Annotated in this window: 14 protein-coding genes; 6 read left to right on the top strand and 8 right to left on the bottom strand. The window is 64.0% G+C overall.

Annotated elements, in window-relative coordinates; translation table 11 throughout:
* Positions 1-31 precede the first annotated feature (31 nt).
* The gene (locus tag ACZIRK_RS25105) at positions 32-1,324 is read left to right on the top strand and encodes an MFS transporter (protein ID WP_130228326.1); all 1,293 of its coding nucleotides are present in this window, start codon (positions 32-34) and stop codon (positions 1,322-1,324) included.
* A 126-nt stretch (positions 1,325-1,450) separates the two neighbouring features.
* Here the strand turns inward: ACZIRK_RS25105 and ACZIRK_RS25100 are convergent, their stop codons facing one another.
* From ACZIRK_RS25100 to ACZIRK_RS25090, 3 genes are all read right to left on the bottom strand, one after another.
* Entirely contained in the window at positions 1,451-2,791 is a 1,341-nt protein-coding gene (locus ACZIRK_RS25100) for a carbohydrate porin (RefSeq protein ID WP_130228325.1), read from the bottom strand.
* A 19-nt stretch (positions 2,792-2,810) separates the two neighbouring features.
* Positions 2,811-3,830 (bottom strand): transporter, encoded by a 1,020-nt coding sequence (locus ACZIRK_RS25095; RefSeq protein WP_130228324.1) that lies wholly within the window; start codon positions 3,828-3,830, stop codon positions 2,811-2,813.
* 132 nt (positions 3,831-3,962) lie between these two features.
* Positions 3,963-4,742 (bottom strand): acetoacetate decarboxylase, encoded by a 780-nt coding sequence (locus tag ACZIRK_RS25090; RefSeq protein ID WP_130228323.1) that lies wholly within the window; start codon positions 4,740-4,742, stop codon positions 3,963-3,965.
* Between the two features lie 163 nt (positions 4,743-4,905).
* Here ACZIRK_RS25090 and ACZIRK_RS25085 point away from each other — a divergent pair, with 163 nt between their 5' ends.
* Positions 4,906-6,072: a patatin-like phospholipase family protein gene (locus ACZIRK_RS25085; protein ID WP_463328259.1), complete on the top strand. Its 1,167-nt coding sequence runs from the start codon at positions 4,906-4,908 to the stop codon at positions 6,070-6,072.
* A 152-nt stretch (positions 6,073-6,224) separates the two neighbouring features.
* Here ACZIRK_RS25085 and ACZIRK_RS25080 read toward each other — a convergent pair whose 3' ends face one another.
* Positions 6,225-7,784 (bottom strand): acyl-CoA carboxylase subunit beta, encoded by a 1,560-nt coding sequence (locus ACZIRK_RS25080; RefSeq protein WP_463328258.1) that lies wholly within the window; start codon positions 7,782-7,784, stop codon positions 6,225-6,227.
* Positions 7,714-8,688: an IclR family transcriptional regulator gene (locus ACZIRK_RS25075; RefSeq protein ID WP_130228320.1), complete on the bottom strand. Its 975-nt coding sequence runs from the start codon at positions 8,686-8,688 to the stop codon at positions 7,714-7,716. Before ACZIRK_RS25075 ends, ACZIRK_RS25080 begins: the two co-directional genes overlap by 71 nt.
* A 133-nt stretch (positions 8,689-8,821) precedes the next feature.
* Between ACZIRK_RS25075 and ACZIRK_RS25070 the strand changes: the two genes are divergently transcribed.
* From ACZIRK_RS25070 to glsA, 4 genes are all read left to right on the top strand, one after another.
* Positions 8,822-9,043: an acyl-CoA carboxylase biotin carboxyl carrier protein subunit gene (locus ACZIRK_RS25070; protein ID WP_028164618.1), complete on the top strand. Its 222-nt coding sequence runs from the start codon at positions 8,822-8,824 to the stop codon at positions 9,041-9,043.
* Between the two features lie 156 nt (positions 9,044-9,199).
* On the top strand, positions 9,200-10,345 hold the full coding sequence (locus ACZIRK_RS25065; protein ID WP_130228319.1) for a TAXI family TRAP transporter solute-binding subunit: 1,146 nt from the start codon (positions 9,200-9,202) through the stop codon (positions 10,343-10,345).
* A 47-nt stretch (positions 10,346-10,392) separates the two neighbouring features.
* Positions 10,393-12,468, top strand: coding sequence for a TRAP transporter permease (locus ACZIRK_RS25060; protein ID WP_130228318.1), 2,076 nt, complete (start codon positions 10,393-10,395; stop codon positions 12,466-12,468).
* 22 nt (positions 12,469-12,490) lie between these two features.
* Positions 12,491-14,344: a glutaminase A gene (glsA, locus tag ACZIRK_RS25055; protein WP_463328257.1), complete on the top strand. Its 1,854-nt coding sequence runs from the start codon at positions 12,491-12,493 to the stop codon at positions 14,342-14,344.
* Positions 14,345-14,547: 203 nt separating this feature from the next.
* On the opposite strand, the gene ACZIRK_RS25050 is transcribed toward glsA, so the two are convergent.
* From ACZIRK_RS25050 to ACZIRK_RS25040, 3 genes are all read right to left on the bottom strand, one after another.
* Positions 14,548-15,075 (bottom strand): carboxymuconolactone decarboxylase family protein, encoded by a 528-nt coding sequence (locus tag ACZIRK_RS25050; RefSeq protein ID WP_130231079.1) that lies wholly within the window; start codon positions 15,073-15,075, stop codon positions 14,548-14,550.
* Between the two features lie 375 nt (positions 15,076-15,450).
* Positions 15,451-15,810, bottom strand: a complete 360-nt coding sequence (locus ACZIRK_RS25045; protein ID WP_130231081.1) for a Zn-ribbon domain-containing OB-fold protein — start codon at positions 15,808-15,810, stop codon at positions 15,451-15,453.
* The gene (locus tag ACZIRK_RS25040) at positions 15,807-16,943 is read right to left on the bottom strand and encodes a thiolase family protein (protein WP_130231083.1); all 1,137 of its coding nucleotides are present in this window, start codon (positions 16,941-16,943) and stop codon (positions 15,807-15,809) included. Before ACZIRK_RS25040 ends, ACZIRK_RS25045 begins: the two co-directional genes overlap by 4 nt.
* Between the last annotated feature and the right edge of the window lie 9 nt (positions 16,944-16,952).

Raw genomic sequence — 16,952 nt, 5'->3', positions numbered from 1 at the left:
TAACCTTCCAGTTAGAATTTTCCGAGGCTGCATGATCTCGAACAGGCTGGCGGCCGCCCTTGGCCGCCGCAATGTCCATTACGGCTGGGTGATGGTCGGCGTCACCTTCCTCGCCGCGCTAATTGCCGCCGGCACCGTCGGCGCGCCCGGCGTCTTCATCGTGCCGCTGCAGCAGGAGTTCGGATGGAGCACAGCGGAGATCTCCTCCGCGCTCTCGATCCGTTTCATCCTGTTCGGTCTGATGGCGCCCTTTGCCGCGGCGCTGATGAATCGCTACGGCTTGCGCAATGTGACCTTGGTGGCCCAACTCATCGTGGTTTCCGGCCTGCTTGCCTCGCTCGCGATGACACAGGTCTGGCAGTTGGTGCTGCTGTGGGGAGTCGTGATCGGAATCGGCACCGGCATGACGGCGCTGGTGCTGGGCGCGACGATCGCTGCGCGCTGGTTCGTCGCGCAGCGCGGCCTCGTCATCGGCATCATGACCGCGAGTGTCGCAACCGGCCAACTCGTCTTTCTGCCCTTGATCGCAACCCTCACTGAGCGCTTCGGCTGGCGGATCGCGCTGTCGCTGGTCTGCGTCGTGCTCGGCCTGTCCGCCTTCCTGGTGCTGCTCGTCATGCGCGACCGGCCGAGCGACGTCGGCCTCCGCCCGTTCGGCGACACCGGCAAGGAGCCACTCCCCGCGCCGCCGCCGAGCAACACGCCGATCATGGCGGTCGCGCTCGGCACGCTGCGCGACGCGTCGAAGTCGCCGGTATTCTGGATCCTGTTCGCGACCTTCTTCATCTGCGGCGCCTCCACCAATGGCCTGGTCCAGGTGCACTTGATCCCGATGTGTCTCGATTTCGGCATTCCGCAGGTGCAGGCTGCGAGCCTGCTCGCCGCGATGGGCATTTTCGATTTCTTCGGCACCATCGTCTCGGGCTGGCTGTCGGACCGCTATGACAACCGCTGGCTTCTGTTCTGGTATTACGGCCTGCGCGGGCTGTCGCTTATCTTCCTGCCGTTCACCGATTTCTCATTCTACGGCCTGTCGCTGTTTGCGATGTTCTACGGGCTCGACTGGATCGCTACCGTGCCGCCCACCGTGCGCCTGACCGCGCAGAACTTCGGTGTTGAGCGCGCCAATCTCGTATTCGGCTGGATCTTTGCCGGACATCAGCTCGGCGCCGGTGCCGCCGCCTTTGGCGCCGGCCTGTCGCGGACGGTCTACGCAAGCTACCTGCCCGCCTTCTTCATTGCCGGCGCGCTCTGCCTCATTGCTGCATCGATCGCGCTGGCGATCAGGCGGCCGGCGCTGAAAGCGGTCGCGGCAGCCGCTTAGAGGGTGGGCAAAGCGCAGCGTGCCCACTTTTTCCTTGCACCGAACGCGGGTGGTGGGCACGCTCCGCTTTGCCCACCCTACAAGTCGCGGCGCGCCTCCAGAGTAACGTCGTCACTCATCACGCAGCTAATACGTGATGGTCGTACGTACACCGACCATTACACCATCCTTGATGCGATGCGTCTGCGTGGGATCGTAGGGATCGACCGCGCCGCCGCCCGGATGCGCAATATATTGAAGCACCGGCTGCAGATAGAAGCCGGGCCTGACCTCATGCTGATAGGTGACCTCGAAGATCGCCTCGTAGTCGCGGATCGGGTATGGCGTTCCGGTGAAGATCTGGATGTCGCGATCGAGAGCGCGGGCGCGGTCGGAGATCCTGGCATAGGTTGCAGCGACGCCGAACCTGTCGTTCGGATGGGCGTCGCTGAAGCCGGTGAACAGGAAGCCTCCGTCGACATAGGCGTTGACCAGGTTGCGATCGGACGGGCTCACCGAGGCCCGCATGAAGAATGCGACGCCCTTGTCCGAACCGGGTGCGGCGCGCGCCAATTGCTGCTCGTAGACCATGAACAATCCCTGGTTTCGGCGCCACCATGCCGGATCGCCGGAGCTGTTGGGATCGGCGAGCGACAGGCCGTCACCCGAAAAGCGCTGATCGGGAAACGACATCATGTGATACCAGCCACCGCCGGTGATCGTCGCCGGCAACCGGCTCTCGCCGATCTCGAACTTGTATTTGAGCTGTCCGATCCACCACGGCGGATCGTTGAGGCGGAACAGAAGGCCGTTGGCATTGGCGATCTGCGCGTCGTCCGCATCCGGCGGTGCCGCACTGCCGTCGAACAGTGCGAGATAGGCGGTGATCCGGTCTGATAGCGCCGCCTTGATACGGATGCCAGGAACCGCGAGTGGCGGCGACGGCCCGCCCCCCGGCAGGTTGATCCCTGTGATGCCGGGCCAGCCCAGCGCGGAGTTGATGAAGATGTCGTCGTACTGGCTGTCGATGAACTCAATGTCGGAGGCCTGTTGGCCAACGCGGACGGCGAGCTTGCCGCCAAGCAGTTGCTGCTCGATCCAGAGCTCATAGAGCCGCGTCGAGGACAAGGCCTCGACGCCGGAGACCAGCATCAGATTGCCGATATAGCTGCGCGACATGCCATCGCCATGGATCTGGAACACGTTGGCGTGGAAGGTGGCGCCGGTCCAGCCCATCACCTTTTCAAGGTCGATGGTGGTGCCGAGATCGAGACGCCCGGTATAGATCGCGCCGGTACGCATGCCGCCGGAGACGTTGGCGAGCCCCTCGCCGATATAGGTCAGGCTGAACTGGTAGCCGGCATCGGCCAGCCTGTCGCGCAGGTCCTTGTCGCCGCCGTCGGGCTGATCTGCCGCGCGGGCGGCTGCGAGGGCAAGGGCAGTGATCGCCGCGAATGCCGTGACCGCGCGGATGAGCACTCGGTACATGCAATGATACCGCAGCCCGTTATTTGACGATGCCCAGGCGACGCATGATCAGATAGGCAAGGCCCGAGGCGGCGATCAACAGCACCGCGGCCCACAGGAAGCCGCTGTCGACGTCGGTGAGCGGCAGTCCCTTGGTGTTCATGCCGAAGATGCCGGTAACCAGCGTCGGCGGCAGCAGCATCATGGTCACGACCGACAGCGCGTGCAGATGCCGGTTGCTCTCCTCCTCCAGCTTGAAGCGAAGCTCTTCCTCCAGCAACCGGCTGCGTTCGCGCAGCTCGGTGATATCGTGGTCGAGACCGTCGAGCCGCTGTGCGAGCTTTGCGGCATGCAGCCTTAGCGCCGGGCTGAGATTTTCGGGGCTCTTCTGCTCGAGCCGGTGGAACAGGACACGCAAGCCGGCAAGCTGACGATGCAGCCGCAGACAGGTTCGCCGCAACCGGCCGAGCCCGGCCCGCATCTCCGACTTGGTCTCGCCGGACAGCACCCGTTCCTCGATGCCGTCGATCTCGGTGGCGATCTTGTCGGCCATCCGGTCCATAGTGTCGGCGACCTCGTCGATGATCTTCTCAAGCAGCGCCGCCACCGTCGCGACACGATGGCCGCCTTCGAGCACGCGGCGCGTGGCATCCACCGCGCACAGCGCCTGATGGCGGCCGCTGATCAGGAGACGCTCGGTCATCGCGAAGCGAAGGAAGCCGGTTTCCTCCGTTGGGGAGTCGATCTCGCGCACGAGATCGGAGAACACGCCATAGACGCAGTTGTCGATGGTGTGGAGCTGCTGGAAATTGTCATGCGACAGCAAGAGATCGCGCGCCAGCATCGGAAACTGCAGGCCGCCAAGCCATTGCCGGCTGCGACCATCCGCCAGATTGAAATGCAGCCAGAGCCTGCCATCATGGCTGAACTCGATCGGCGCTTCGATGGGCAAGGATTCAGCGGTGCCGTCGCCATGCAGACGGAACGCCCACACCAGGCCGGGGATCACCGGAGTGGCGTCCGCCGGCACGCTGACAATTTTCGCTGGTTCAGCCGACATGACCAGCCCGAAGCTCAACGCGAGACATCGTCAACCCCTGCGCATGCCAGCACATATCAGTGCGGGGCACCTTCCCCACACGCCGGCACGCGACGATTGAATTACGCTTCTGTTACAGTTTGATGTCGCAGTCTACTCCGCCGCGAGACCCGTTGCGACCAGCTCGGCTTCCTTGTTGTAATCGTGCACGACGCGGCCGAACGGCAGCGTCAGATCGGCGAGGAAATGGTGCGCGCCGACCACCCGCCGCACCGGAAAATCCGCAACCGGCGCATTGACGTGCGGTACCAGATGCAGCCGGCCCGGGCCGATCCATGAGCCCTTGACGTTGATGTCGGTCAGGTTGATCGCGACGAGCTGGCAGACTTCGAGACGGCCATCGACTCCCGGGATCATCTTCAGATTAACTTGCGTCTTCGACAGCGTCGCGCGGGTGATGTCGCCATTGCCCGCCATGCTCTCATGCTTGTAGCCCATGGTGCCCATGGCGACGAGCTGGCCGGCGTATTCGAGCGTGCCGGTCAGCGTGTCCTTGACGATCTCGAGCTTGGGATGGGCGTATTTCTTCGGAAAGCCCCAGATCTCCCGGCCCGCCGCAATCGGCGGATCATCGTCGAGGTACATCTGCGAAACAAAATTGACCTCTTCGCCGTGCAAGCGCGCCGGGATCACCAGACCGGACTCGGTATAGCTGCCGAAGCCGGAACTATCAGGCATCTTGATCCATTCGTAGTGCACGATCGGCTGATCAATCGGCTCGAGCGGCTCAGGCAGCCCGGCACGGATCAGCGCGGGATCGGTCTCGTAGGTGATGACCAGGAATTCGCGATTGACGAAGCGGTAGGGTCCTGCGGGATAGCTTGGGCCCGCGGCAGGCATTGACGGAAGCCGCAATAGTTCTTCCCTGCGCATCGCAAATCCCCTGTTTTGCAATTAATGGCCCGAACGCTAGCGACGGACATTGACATTGATATGAGGGATTTCCTTCAGCCGCGTGACCCGAATGTCCCCTTGGCGGCTGTCATCAGCGCGTCACGGGCACACGGAATCGTTGGCGCGCAGGGAGTGCAAGGACATGGATGCGCGTAGCCCACATTTCGACGAACAAGAAACTGCAACCTCCCATCGCGGCTGGCGGCCGGAGCGCTGCGACCGTGTCGCGCTGGTGCTGCAAGGCGGTGGTGCGCTCGGCGCCTACCAGGCCGGCGTCTATCAGGCGCTGCACGAAGCAGGTATCGAGCCGGACTGGATCTGCGGCGTCTCGATCGGCGCGATCAACTCGGCAATCATCGCCGGCAATCCGCCGGAGCGGCGGCTTGAGCGACTGCACACATTCTGGGACCGCATCACCAGCCGCAAGATCTGGCACTACACGCCGGACGGCGACATCTTCCGCAAGGCCCGCAACTTCACCTCCTCGTTCATGACGACGGTGCTGGGCCAGCCCGGCTTCTTCGCGCCCCACACCACCAGTCCATGGTTCAGCCCAGCCGGCGCCAGGACCGCCACGAGCTATTACGATACGGCGCAGCTACGCGAGTCGCTGCTCGAGCTGGTCGATTTCGAGCGCATCAACTCCAAGAGGATGCGCTTTGCCGTCGGCGCGGTGAACGTGCTGTCGGGCAATTTCATCTATTTCGATAACGCGCATGACGAGATCATTCCCGAGCACATCATGGCGAGCGGCGCGTTGCCCCCGGCGCTGCCGATGGTAAAGGTGGGCACCGACCATTTCTGGGATGGCGGCATCGTCTCCAACACGCCGCTGCAGCATCTGCTCGATCAGGTCGACAGCCTCAATTCACTGGTATTCCAGGTCGACCTGTTCTCGGCCCGCGGCGTGCTGCCCCGCGACATCCACGACGTAATGGCCCGCCACAAGGACATCATGTATTCCTCGCGCACGCGCTACAACACCGATATGTATCGCAAGACCCACAATCTCCGCGCCCGCCTCTATAAGGCGCTGTCGAAGATTCCGAACGAGCAGCTATCGGAGGAAGAGCGCCAGCTCCGCGATTCCAACAGCGCCCTGCCGAGCATCGCGATCCTGCAACTGATCTATCAGCAGAAGGCCTATGAAGGCCACGCCAAGGATCACGAATTCTCGGGCACCTCGATGCGCGAGCACTGGATGAGCGGGCATGAGGACACCAAGCGTACGCTGATGCGGCGCGACTGGATCAAGATGCCCGACGCCGGCATCGTGGTCCACGACGTGCACCGCGAGAGCGAGGTGTAGAACTGCCGAAAGGACGCAGGCGCCACGCACTCCCCCTCATCCTGAGGAGCCTGCGTAAGCAGGCGTCTCGAAGGATGGGCCGCCTGTGAGACCCGGGCCTCATGGTTCGAGACGCCGCTACGCGGCTCCTCACCATGAGGGTCAGGCAGCAACTACGGCCTTGTCGACATGTTGCCTGGCGGCCCCGCGGTCCGGATCGGCTCAGCCAAACGCGCGAATTCGCAGAGCAGCGAGCGCGTCCTGCGGGGGTCGATCACCTCCTCCACCCAGAATTTTTCGGCCGAGCGGAATGGCGAGCGCAGCTTGTTCAGACGGTCCTCGATCTCCTTCAGCTTCGCCGCCGGATCGGGCGCTGCCTCGATGTCGGCCCGGTAGGCGGCCTCGATGCCGCCCTCCAGCGGCAGCGAGCCCCAATAGGCCGACGGCCAGGCGTAGCGCATCGAGAAGCGGTTCGCCGGCTGGTGCACCACGCCGGCGACGCCGAAGGCGTTGCGCACGATGATCGTGCACCAGGGCACGGTGCTCTGGTTGACCGCCGCCATCGCGCGCACGCCATGGCGGATGGTCGCGCTCTTCTCTGCCTCCAGCCCGATCATGAAGCCGGGGCAGTCCATCAGGTAGACCACCGGCAGATGGAAGGTCTCGGCGAAATCGACCCAACGCACCACCTTCTGGCAGGCTTCCGCGGTCCACGAGCCGCCATAGTGGAAGGGATCGCTCGCCAGCAGCAGCACCGCCCTGCCCTCGAGCCGCGCCAGGCCGACAATGATCGGCTTGCCGAAATTGGCGCTCACCTCGAAGAACGAGCCCTTGTCGACGACAGCGTCGATGATCGGGCGCATCTTGTAGACCTGCCGGCGATTGCGCGGCACCGCCTTCGTCAGCGATTCGTCTGATCGTTCAGGATCGTCGGTGCAGGGAATGGTCGGCGGCAGTTCGAACACCGATTGCGGCAGATAGGAGAGGAAGCGCCGCGCGCACTCGAACGCCTCCTCCTCGGTCTCGACTGCCTGATCGATCGCGCCGGCGCGGGTCTGGATGTCGGCGCCGCCGAGCTCCTGCTTGGTCAGATCCTGCCCGAGCCGCTTCACCACCGGCGGGCCCGCGACGAACATCGCAGAGTTCTTGGTCATCACCGAATAATGCGTGGCCGCAAGTCGCGCCGCGCCAAGGCCTGCGACCGAGCCGAGCCCGAGACCGACGACCGGCACGCGCGCGAGGTTCGCGGTCGTGTACCAGTACCAGCGCGTGCCGCCGACGCCGCCGGGCAGGTTGGCTGCGCCGCGCGTCTCGATCGTCTTGACCGAGCCGCCGCCGCCGGAGCCTTCGATCATGCGGATGATCGGCAACCGGAAATCATGCGCCATCTCCTCCGCCATCAGCGGCTTGGCGGAGATCGACGCATCAGCCGAGCCGCCGCGCACGGTGAAATCGTCGCCGACCACGACCACCGGACGGCCGTCCACCTTGGCGCGGCCGAACACGCAGTTCGCGGGCGTCAGCTGCTTGAGCTCGTTGTTCTCGTCATATTCGGCGATGCCGGATATGGCGCCGATCTCGTGAAAGGATTTCTGATCGACAATCTTATCGATGCGCTCGCGAACGGTGAGCCGGCCTTGATCGCGCTGTCGTTTTACCTTCTCAACGCCTCCCATCTCCCGCGCGAACGCTTCGCGCCGGGCGAGCTCGTCGAGTTCCGGCTTCCAGTTCATTCCTTTCCTCCGCTTTTATGATCTTGTTATGGTTCACGGCTGCCGGAACAGGTTTTCGCTCGAGCCGGTTATTGAAGATGCTGGCGTCGGCGCCTTCGAGCAGGCTGGCGAGCGCGGCGCCGAGCTGCACCATTTGCGGCCCGACCTCCTTGTGCAGCCGCTTCTCGTCATACATCGCCGACAACAGGCCGATCGTGGTCACGACATAGGTCTGGTATTGCGGCGACCATAGCGGCACCGCGACGCCGTTGATGTGCGGGCTCCAGAGGCCGCAGGCGACGACATAGCCGTGCTCGCGCAAGAGGCGGCGATTGCCCTCGATGCGCGGCTTGAGCAGCTTCGCGCCTTCGGGAATCTCGCGCTCCATCTCCGCGATCAGGGCATCGCCGACCTCGGGCTCGAGCGCAGCCGTATAGGCGTGGCCCGCAGCGGTGGTCGCCATTGAGATCCGGCTGCCGGTGACCTCGTGCAGGCCGAGAGCGTTCGCCGAGCGCGCGTATTCGAGATAGACGAGCTGGAACCTATCGGGGATGACGAAGCCGACGGTGCCGGGCAATTGCTCGGCGACGTCCTGCAGACGCTGACGGATCAGGTTGCGGAGCTGCAGGCCCTTCATCATCGCGGTGCTCATCGCCACCGCGCTAGGACCTATCCGATATTTCTGGTCCCGCGGCAGATAGACGAGCTGGCCCATCCGCGTCAGCGTGTGCGTGAGCCGCGACACCGTCGATCGCGGCAGGCCGCAACGATTCGATATTTCAAGATTACCGAGCCGCGCTTCGTGTCCTTCGAAACATCTGAGGACATCAAACGCGCGCGACACGACCTGGATCACGTCGCCCTCGCCTGCGAGATCGCTGGCGAGCATTCCTTGGCGGCTAAGCCGCTCTGAGCGTCTTCCCATTTGTTATAGGCTCCATTCCGCCATACGGAATAAAATTCCACTTGCAGAACAAGCTACCTCAGGCAATGTGCGGCCACAACAAAAGCCGTTCGCAGAGCGCTATGCGTTTCGCGAAACGGATGGGGAGCGTGGAATGCCAGATATCAAGATCATCACCGAAGTGGCCGGCCGTGTATGCGCAATACCCGTTGAGGCCGGTGCCAGCATCGCAGATGGCGACGAGGTCGCGCTGGTTGAGGCGATGAAGATGGAGATTCCGGTGACGTCGACCGCGTCGGGCACGGTCAAGTCGATCCTCGTCAGCGTCGACGACGTGATCGCCGAAGGACAGGCGGTCGCCATCGTCGAGACCTGACGCGCACACATTCAAGGCTCGATCCGCGACAATCTGTCCGGTGATGCAACGATGGTGGCAGTGCGCGCCAACGGTGCGCCGTTGCCATCATCGCGATGCGATGCAATGATCCTCGCAAACAACAAGTTTCGCGTAGCGAAACATCAGGGAGGAATCATGATCCGTCGTATGCTCGCGCTCGGCGTCACCCTACTCGTATCAGGACCTTCGCTCGCCGAAGACATCAAGCTGCCGCCGACGATGGGCGTGACCGCCTACGACACGGGAACCGCGGGGTTCAACATCGCGGTCGGTGTCGGCAAGATGATGAAGGACAAATACGGCACCGACCTCCGCGTGCTGCCGGCGGGCAATGACGTGGCGCGGCTGGCGCCGCTGCGCGCCAAGCGCGCGGTGATGTCGGCGATGGGGTCCGGCACCTATTTCGCGCAGGAAGGCGTGTTCGAGTTCGGCGCCAAGGAATGGGGGCCGCAGCCGCTGCAACTCCTGTTGTCCACGGTCGACTGCAATGCAGCCTCGCTCGGCGTCGCCGCCGATATCGGCGTCAAGGACATCAAGGATCTCAGGGGCAAGCGCGTCGGCTTCGTGGTCGGCTCGCCCGCGCTGAACCAGAACTCGCTCGCCATCCTCGCCTTCGGCGGTCTCAAGCAGTCCGACGTCAAGGCCGTCGAATTCGCAAGCTATGGCGCGATGTGGAAGGGCCTGATCAACAACGACACCGACGCTGCCTTCGGCACCACCATTACGGGGCCCGCAAAGGAAGCCGAGACCTCGCCGCGCGGATTGATCTGGCCGCCGCTTCCAGCTGACGACAAGGCCGGATGGGAACGGGTGCAGAAGGTCGGCTCGTTCTTCTTCCCGCATCGCGCGACCTGTGGCGCCGGCATCTCGCCAGAGAAGCCGCTCAACCTCGCAAACTACCCCTACCCGATCTTCGTCGCCTATGCATCCGTGCCCGCGGACCAGATTTACGCCATCACCAAGGCGATGATCGTCAACTACGATGCCTACAAGGATTCCGCGCCAGGCGCGAGCGGGCTTGCCGCCGATAGGCAGACCAAGAACTGGGTCGCGCCGGTGCATCCCGGCGCCGTGAGGGCGCTGAAGGAAGCGGGCCAATGGACCGACCAGCAGGAGGCCCACAACAACGCGCTGTTCAAGCGCCAGGACGTGCTCACCGCCGCCTGGACGGAATATGGCAAGTCCAATCCGCCCGCGGACGAGAAGGCGTTCCTGGAAGGCTGGATGAAGGCGCGCGCGGCAGCGCTTGCCAAGGCCAACATGTCGAACGGCTTTGAATAAAGCCACGAGCTTCCATTGCAAGCTAACGCCATTGTGGGGATCTCCTGATGTCAGCTTCTCCGCTCGATAGCGCCGTGGCCGCGCCGCCGAAGAGGATCGAGTTCGAAGATCCCCATGCCGGGGCGGGCAACATGCAGGAGGCCGAGGTCACGCGCGTGCGCAGCTTGCGCGGCGGCTGGCGTTGGGCGCTGGTGGTCGCGACCGCGGCCACCATCCTGCTCTGCATCAACCAGCAATTCTCGCTGCGCTTCCTGATCGGCTACACCCAGCTCAACACCGAATATTTCTATCTGCTGATCGCGCTGATGCTGCCGTTCACGTTCCTGATCTTTCCGGGAACGGGGAGCGCGCCGCTCGACCGGATTCCCTGGTACGACCTTCTCCTGTTCGTGCTGACGTTTGCTGCGGCGATCTGGCTGATGCTCAACATCCGCAAGGCCGCGCAGTACGGCTGGGAATCCGACGGCGCGCCGCGCAACGTCCTGATTGCAGGCGTCGTGATGTGGGCGATGCTGATGGAGGCCCTGCGCCGCACCGGCGGCTGGAGCCTCTTGCTCAGCGTGTTCCCCTTCACAGTCTATCCGCTGTTTGCCGAGGCCAAATGGCTCGGGCCGTTTCGTGGCTCCGAACTCACCTTCGACCAGGCCACCGCCTATCATGTGCTCTCGGGCGAGAGCCTGCTTGGGATTCCGATCCAGGCCTTTGCCGATACCGTGATCGGCTTCCTCGTGTTCGGCACCGCGCTGATGATGACGGGTGCCGGAAAATTCTTCATCAACATCGCCTTTGCGCTGTGCGGCACGTTCCGCGGCGGGGCGGCGAAGGTCTGCATCTTCGCGAGCGGACTGCTCGGCATGATGTCCGGCTCGATCATCTCCAACGTGCTCACTGCCGGCACCATGACCATCCCGGTGATGAAGCGCAGCGGCTTCCGCGCCTCCTATGCCGGCGCCATCGAGGCCTGCGCCTCGACCGGCGCGGTGCTGGCGCCGCCGGTGATGGGCGCCACCGCCTTCGTGATCGCGCAGTTCCTGAACATCAGCTACGCCGAGGTCGCGGTCGCCGCGATCATTCCCGCCGCGCTGTATTATATCGGCCTGTTCATGCAGGTGGACTCCTATGCGGCGCGTCATGGCCTGAGGGGCATTCCGCGGGCCGAGCTGCCGCGGGTGATCGATACCCTCAAGTCGGGCTGGTACTACGTGTTCGTCATCGCGCTGCTGATCGTGATGTTGCTCTACTTCAAGCGCGAGAGCCACGCCCCGTTCTACGCCACTGCGTTGCTCCTCGTGCTGAACCAGTTCTTCTCCAAGGAGACGCGCTGGACGCCAGCCACGATCGCAAAATTCCTCGAAGTCAATGGCCGCACCTTCGTGGAGCTGGTCGGCATCCTCGCCGGCTGCGGGCTTCTGATCGGCGCATTCTCGATGACCGGCGTGGTCTCGAGCCTCGCCAACGACCTGCTGACGCTTGCTGGCGACAACGCGTTTCTGCTGCTGGCGATGTGCGCTTTCACCAGCCTGATCCTGGGGCTCGGGTTGACCACCACGGCTTGCTACATCTTCCTCGCTATCCTGGTGGCGCCGGCGCTGGAGAAGCTCGGGCTCAACCGGATGGCGGTCCACATGTTCATCTTCTACTGGGGCATGCTGTCGTCGATCACCCCACCGGTCGCGATCGCTTCGTTCGCCGCAGCCGGCATCGCCGGATCGCCGGCGATGAAAACCGGGTGGGAATCGATGTGGGTCGGCAGCATCATCTATTTCATCCCGTTCTTCTTCGTGCTGAACCCGGCGCTGGTGCTGCAGGGACCTTCCCCCTATCTCGCCGGCCTCGGCCTGATGGCGCTTGCCGGTTTCGGCACGCTGTTCATCTGCGGCGGCATCCAGGGCTATCAGGCCTTTGTCGGCGACCTCAGCCGCGCGGGCGCGCTGGAGTGGCCGCTGCGGGTGCTGCTCGTGATCGGCGGCTTCGTGGTGGCGACACCCGGCGGCGGCATCAACCCGTTGTCGCAGATGCAGGTGACGCTGCTCGGGCTTAGCATCCTGGTGCCGACGGTCCTGATCGCGCTGCTGCTGGTCCGGCGGCAGGCGCTCATACCGAACCAGTTGCGCGCCCCCTGATTGCGTTGCACAACAGGAGGCGATGAAACCCGAGCCGCCTCCTTCCAGCGCCACCGCCTGGACCCGCTCAAGACCGCCTCTGCTGCGGTTCCTGCAGTCATGCCACGACGAGTTCGCCGCCGAGACCGGTGGCGCCGTCGCCGATTACATCCCCGAGCTCGGCAAGGCCGACCCTGCCCATTTCGGCATCAGCCTCGCCACCCTCGACGGTCACGTCTACGAGGTCGGCGACACCAAGGTGCCCTTCACCATCCAGTCGATGTCCAAACCCTTCGTGTTCGCGCTGGCGCTGGACACGCTGGGGGCGGCGCGGGTGGAAAGCGCGATCGGCGTCGAGCCGTCGGGCGATCCTTTCAACTCGATCCGGCTGAATGCGGAGAACCATCCCTTCAACCCGATGGTCAATGCCGGCGCCATCGCCTGCACCGGGCTGATCCATGAGGCCAAGGGCGATGCCGCCTTCGACTATATCCGGCAGGCGCTCGGCCGCTTCGCCGGGCGCGAGCTCGCGCTCGACGAGGCCGTCTATCTTTCCGAAAGCACGACCGGGGACCGCAATCGGGCGATCGGCTATCTCCTGCGCACCAATGCGGTGATCAAGGACAACGTCGCCTCCGTGCTGGATGTCTATTTCCGGCAATGCGCGGTGCTGGTGACCGCGCGCGATATCGCGATCATGGCGGCAACGCTTGCCAATCGCGGCATCAATCCGGTGACCGGCAAGCAGGTGATGACGCCGTATGCGATCTCGCGCACGCTCTCGGTGATGACCTCGTCGGGCATGTACGATTTCGCCGGCGAATGGATCTATCGCGTCGGCATCCCCGCCAAGAGCGGCGTCGGCGGCGGCATTCTGGCCGCGCTGCCCGCCCGACTCGGGCTCGGCAGCTATTCGCCCAAGCTCGACAAGCACGGCAACAGCGTGCGCGGCATCAAGGTCTGCGAGGCGCTGTCCTCGCATTACGACCTGCATATGCTCAACCGCAGCGACGATGCGCGCACCAGCATCATCGCCGACTACAATATCGGCAAGAGCCCGTCGCGGCGCGTCCGCCGCCCGCATGAGCGCGATATCCTCGCGGCCCATCACGAGGAGGTGCGGATCATCGAACTGGTCGGCACGCTGTCGCTTTCCGCGGTCGATTACGTGTCGCGGCGGATGGCCTCGGAGCGGCGGCCGCAATTCGTCGTGTTCGACCTGCACCGCGTCACCTCCACCACCCGTGCCGGCGCGCGGCTGGTCGCCGAGGCCTTCGAGGAACTGGCCGCGCTCGGCGTCACCGTGATCCTGTCCGGAATCAAACGCTCATCGACGGAATGGAAGACGCTGCGCGAGTGGACGGCCAAGCTCGGCAACATCAGGGACTTCTACCTGCTCGATACCGCAATCGAATGGGCGGAGGACCAGATCGTCTATCGCTATGGCGGCTCGATCGATTTCTTCGAGACCGCGGAATTGTCCGAGCAGCCGCTGCTGGCCGGATTGAGCGCGGAAGAGCTGACCGACCTCGCGTCGCTCGCTTCGACCCACACCTACCGCTCCGGCGAGAAGATCATCTCCGCCGGCGATCCCGCTGGCTCGCTGTTCTTCCTGCGCAGCGGTGTCGTGCACGTCACCCTGCCCGACGGCGTCCGCCTGGCGACGCTCACCGCCGGCATGGCGTTCGGCGAGATGGCGCTGATCGAGCCCATCCGTTCCGCCGACGTGCTGGCGGACCAGGCCGCGACCGCCTGGGAAATCCCGCTGCGCGACTTCGAACGGTTCCGCAAGCAGCACCCGCGCGCCGGCGAGCGGATCATGCGCAACCTCGCGCAACTGCTCGCCGACCGGCTGATCGTCGCAAACGCGAAGGTCGATCTGCTGACGGCGACGTAGAGTCCCTTCTCCCCGCGCGCGGGCCTTCCCAGTTCCCTCTCCCCGCTCTTCGCGGGGAGAGGGTTAGGGTGAGGGGCCGCTTCCGCGAAGATGGTGATAGCTTTATTCGCAGAAGCAGCCCCTCACCCGGATCGCATCTTCGATGCGATCCGGCCTCTCCCCGCGCGCGGGGCGAGGCGAAGAAGAGCGCGGCGGCAGCTCGATCAACCCACCACTTCCGTGACCGGCTGCAGGTCGATCTCGAACGTCTCGAGGAATTTCGAGGTCATGATGTAGAAGCCGACCGAGAGCTGCAATTCGACGAGCGCGGCTGGCGAGAGCTTCGAGGCGATCGCCTTGAAGGTGGCGTCCGTCGGTTTCTTCAGCTTGACGATCTCATCAGTGAAAGCGAGCGCGGCGCGCTGCACGTCGTTGAAGCAGGTGGCGGACTGCCAATTCTCCAACGCTTCGTTCTGTTCGTCGGTGACGCCGACATTCTTGCCGATCCGTTTATGCGCGACGATTTCGTAAGGAGCTTCGCACAGGATGCCGGTGCGGGTGATCGCAAGCTCGCGGACAACAGGATCAAGCTCGCCTCTGTGTCGGATCGCGCCACCGAGCCGGCAATATTGCTCAAAATAACTGGGCGAATGCGCCATCATGCGGAAGATGTTGGCGTTGCGATTCTTGTCGAGGATTTCACGGGTGCGATCGCTGGCTTTGGCGGGATCGCTGTATTCGATGCGGGCCATTCTTTTCCGTCTCGTTCTTTCTTCTCGATTTGCTTCGGTTCCGTTAAGTTTCAAAACACTATCCGCCGCTTGACGCAGGAGCAACACAGCCGAGTCAAAATGCCGCCGCAATGCTGACCGACCCTGCTACCGTCGATATTCGCCGAGTGGGGACTCAATCGGAGCGAATGTCCGACGCGGGGTGTTCCGAGAGTACCAATCTAAAAGGCCGTCGCTTGCGCGGATTCCGCGCCACGATGAGTCACGCCCAAGTCTAGGGAGACAGGCATGAAGGAAGCCACCAGGAGGGCGGCCTCGGAGGCGCTCGCGCAAATGCTGGCGGTGACGGCAATGGTCGTCATCGCCAGCATTGTGCTCTATTGGCGGTGACCGCGATCATCTAACCTTTTCAAAATACGGCACCACGCGGCCCGCGAACTGCGCAAACCGCGCGGTCACCTTGTCGCCGATCGCAAGATCATTCTCGCCGTGGGCCATCATGCGGAAACCTTCGGCGGTGTCGACCAGCACGATGTTGTAGGGCACATGCGCGCGTGTCTCGGGCGTCGCGGCGCGGCAGACCAGCGAGGTCGCGTAGACCGTCCCTATCCCGCTGGCGCGCTTTTCCTGCGGATCGGGCGCGCCGCAGGCGGCGCAAAAGCTGCGGCGGAAATATTGCACAGCGCCGCAAGCGGTGCAGGATTGGTAGACGATCGCTTCCGCGCCGCTGGTCCAGTCTGCAGGCTTGCCGCTCATCGCACCCGCTCCAGGAACATGCTGACATGCGAGGACAGCACGCCGCCATCGCCATGCAATAGCGCGATCGAGGCGTCGCGGACCTGATGGTTGCCGGCTCGCCCGGTCATCTGCAGATGCGTCTCGACCAGATGCGCCATCGCGCCGCCGACGCCGCAATGGCCGTAGCTCAGGAGACCGCCATGGGTGTTGAGCGGCATCTCGCCGTCCTGATTGAAGTAACCCGCACGCACGCGCGCGGCTGCCTCGCCGCGCTTGGCCAGGCCGAGATCTTCGAGCAGCATCGCAAGCGTGATGGTGAAGCTGTCGTAGACCGCGGCATAGCGCACATCGGAGATCGCAACGCTGGAGACCGCCTTGGCCTTGGCGATCGCGATCTCGGCGCCGAGTTCACTCAAAGCCGGCGCGGCGGTGACATGCTGATGCGTATGCGCCTGCGCACAGCCGCGGATGCGCACGCCGATGTCGCTGGTCCGCTCGCGGCTGATCACGAAAGCCGCGCCGCCGTCGGAGACCGGGCAGCAATCGAGCAGCTTCAGCGGTTTCGCTACCGGCTTTGAAGCCATCACGTCAGCGACCGTGATCGGGTCGTGGAATTGCGCGCCGGGATGGCTCAGCGCGTGCTTGCGCATCAGCACCGCGAATTCGGCAAGGTCTTCCTCGGTGACGCCGTATTCGTGCATGTAGCGCGAAGCAACGAGGCCGTAGTAGGCGGGGATGGTCGGACCCAGCGGCACTTCGTAATCGGGATGACCGACTTGGGCGAGCGCCTGGATCGAAGCGTCGCGGCTCTGGCCGGTCAGCCTGTTCTCGCCGCCGACCACAAGCACATGCTTCGCCACGCCGGCATCGACGAGATGATGCGCCAGCATGGTCATCGCGAGCCCGGTGGCGCCGCCGACCTGCACGGCATGGGCATAGGACGGGCGGATGCCGAAATGCTCGGCGAACACGGTCGCGAGCATGATATGCGGCGAGACTGTGGAATAGCCGCACAGGATGCCATCGATCTCCGATCGCCTCACGCCGGCGTCCGAAATTGCAAGCTCAGCCGCCTTGCTCATGAGATCGAGCGAGGATGAGCCTTCGTGCTTGCCGAACGAGGTGAGCCCGACGCCGGTGATGAAGCTCATGGTCGCTCT

The sequence above is a fragment of the Bradyrhizobium sp. Leo114 genome (assembly GCF_055229415.2).
The sequence above is the reverse complement of the archived record's forward strand: the minus strand, read 5'-3'. Positions and strand labels throughout refer to the sequence as shown.

Coding starts and splice junctions, on each gene's coding strand:
- ACZIRK_RS25065 (WP_130228319.1), top strand. CDS start 9,200: ATGATCCGTCGTATGCTCGCGCTCGGCGTCACCCTACTCGTATCAGGA.
- ACZIRK_RS25080 (WP_463328258.1), bottom strand. CDS start 7,784: ATGAACTGGAAGCCGGAACTCGACGAGCTCGCCCGGCGCGAAGCGTTC.
- ACZIRK_RS25050 (WP_130231079.1), bottom strand. CDS start 15,075: ATGGCCCGCATCGAATACAGCGATCCCGCCAAAGCCAGCGATCGCACC.
- ACZIRK_RS25100 (WP_130228325.1), bottom strand. CDS start 2,791: ATGTACCGAGTGCTCATCCGCGCGGTCACGGCATTCGCGGCGATCACT.
- ACZIRK_RS25085 (WP_463328259.1), top strand. CDS start 4,906: ATGGATGCGCGTAGCCCACATTTCGACGAACAAGAAACTGCAACCTCC.
- ACZIRK_RS25095 (WP_130228324.1), bottom strand. CDS start 3,830: ATGTCGGCTGAACCAGCGAAAATTGTCAGCGTGCCGGCGGACGCCACT.
- ACZIRK_RS25070 (WP_028164618.1), top strand. CDS start 8,822: ATGCCAGATATCAAGATCATCACCGAAGTGGCCGGCCGTGTATGCGCA.
- ACZIRK_RS25105 (WP_130228326.1), top strand. CDS start 32: ATGATCTCGAACAGGCTGGCGGCCGCCCTTGGCCGCCGCAATGTCCAT.
- ACZIRK_RS25075 (WP_130228320.1), bottom strand. CDS start 8,688: ATGGGAAGACGCTCAGAGCGGCTTAGCCGCCAAGGAATGCTCGCCAGC.
- ACZIRK_RS25060 (WP_130228318.1), top strand. CDS start 10,393: ATGTCAGCTTCTCCGCTCGATAGCGCCGTGGCCGCGCCGCCGAAGAGG.
- ACZIRK_RS25090 (WP_130228323.1), bottom strand. CDS start 4,742: ATGCGCAGGGAAGAACTATTGCGGCTTCCGTCAATGCCTGCCGCGGGC.
- ACZIRK_RS25040 (WP_130231083.1), bottom strand. CDS start 16,943: ATGAGCTTCATCACCGGCGTCGGGCTCACCTCGTTCGGCAAGCACGAA.
- glsA (WP_463328257.1), top strand. CDS start 12,491: ATGAAACCCGAGCCGCCTCCTTCCAGCGCCACCGCCTGGACCCGCTCA.
- ACZIRK_RS25045 (WP_130231081.1), bottom strand. CDS start 15,810: ATGAGCGGCAAGCCTGCAGACTGGACCAGCGGCGCGGAAGCGATCGTC.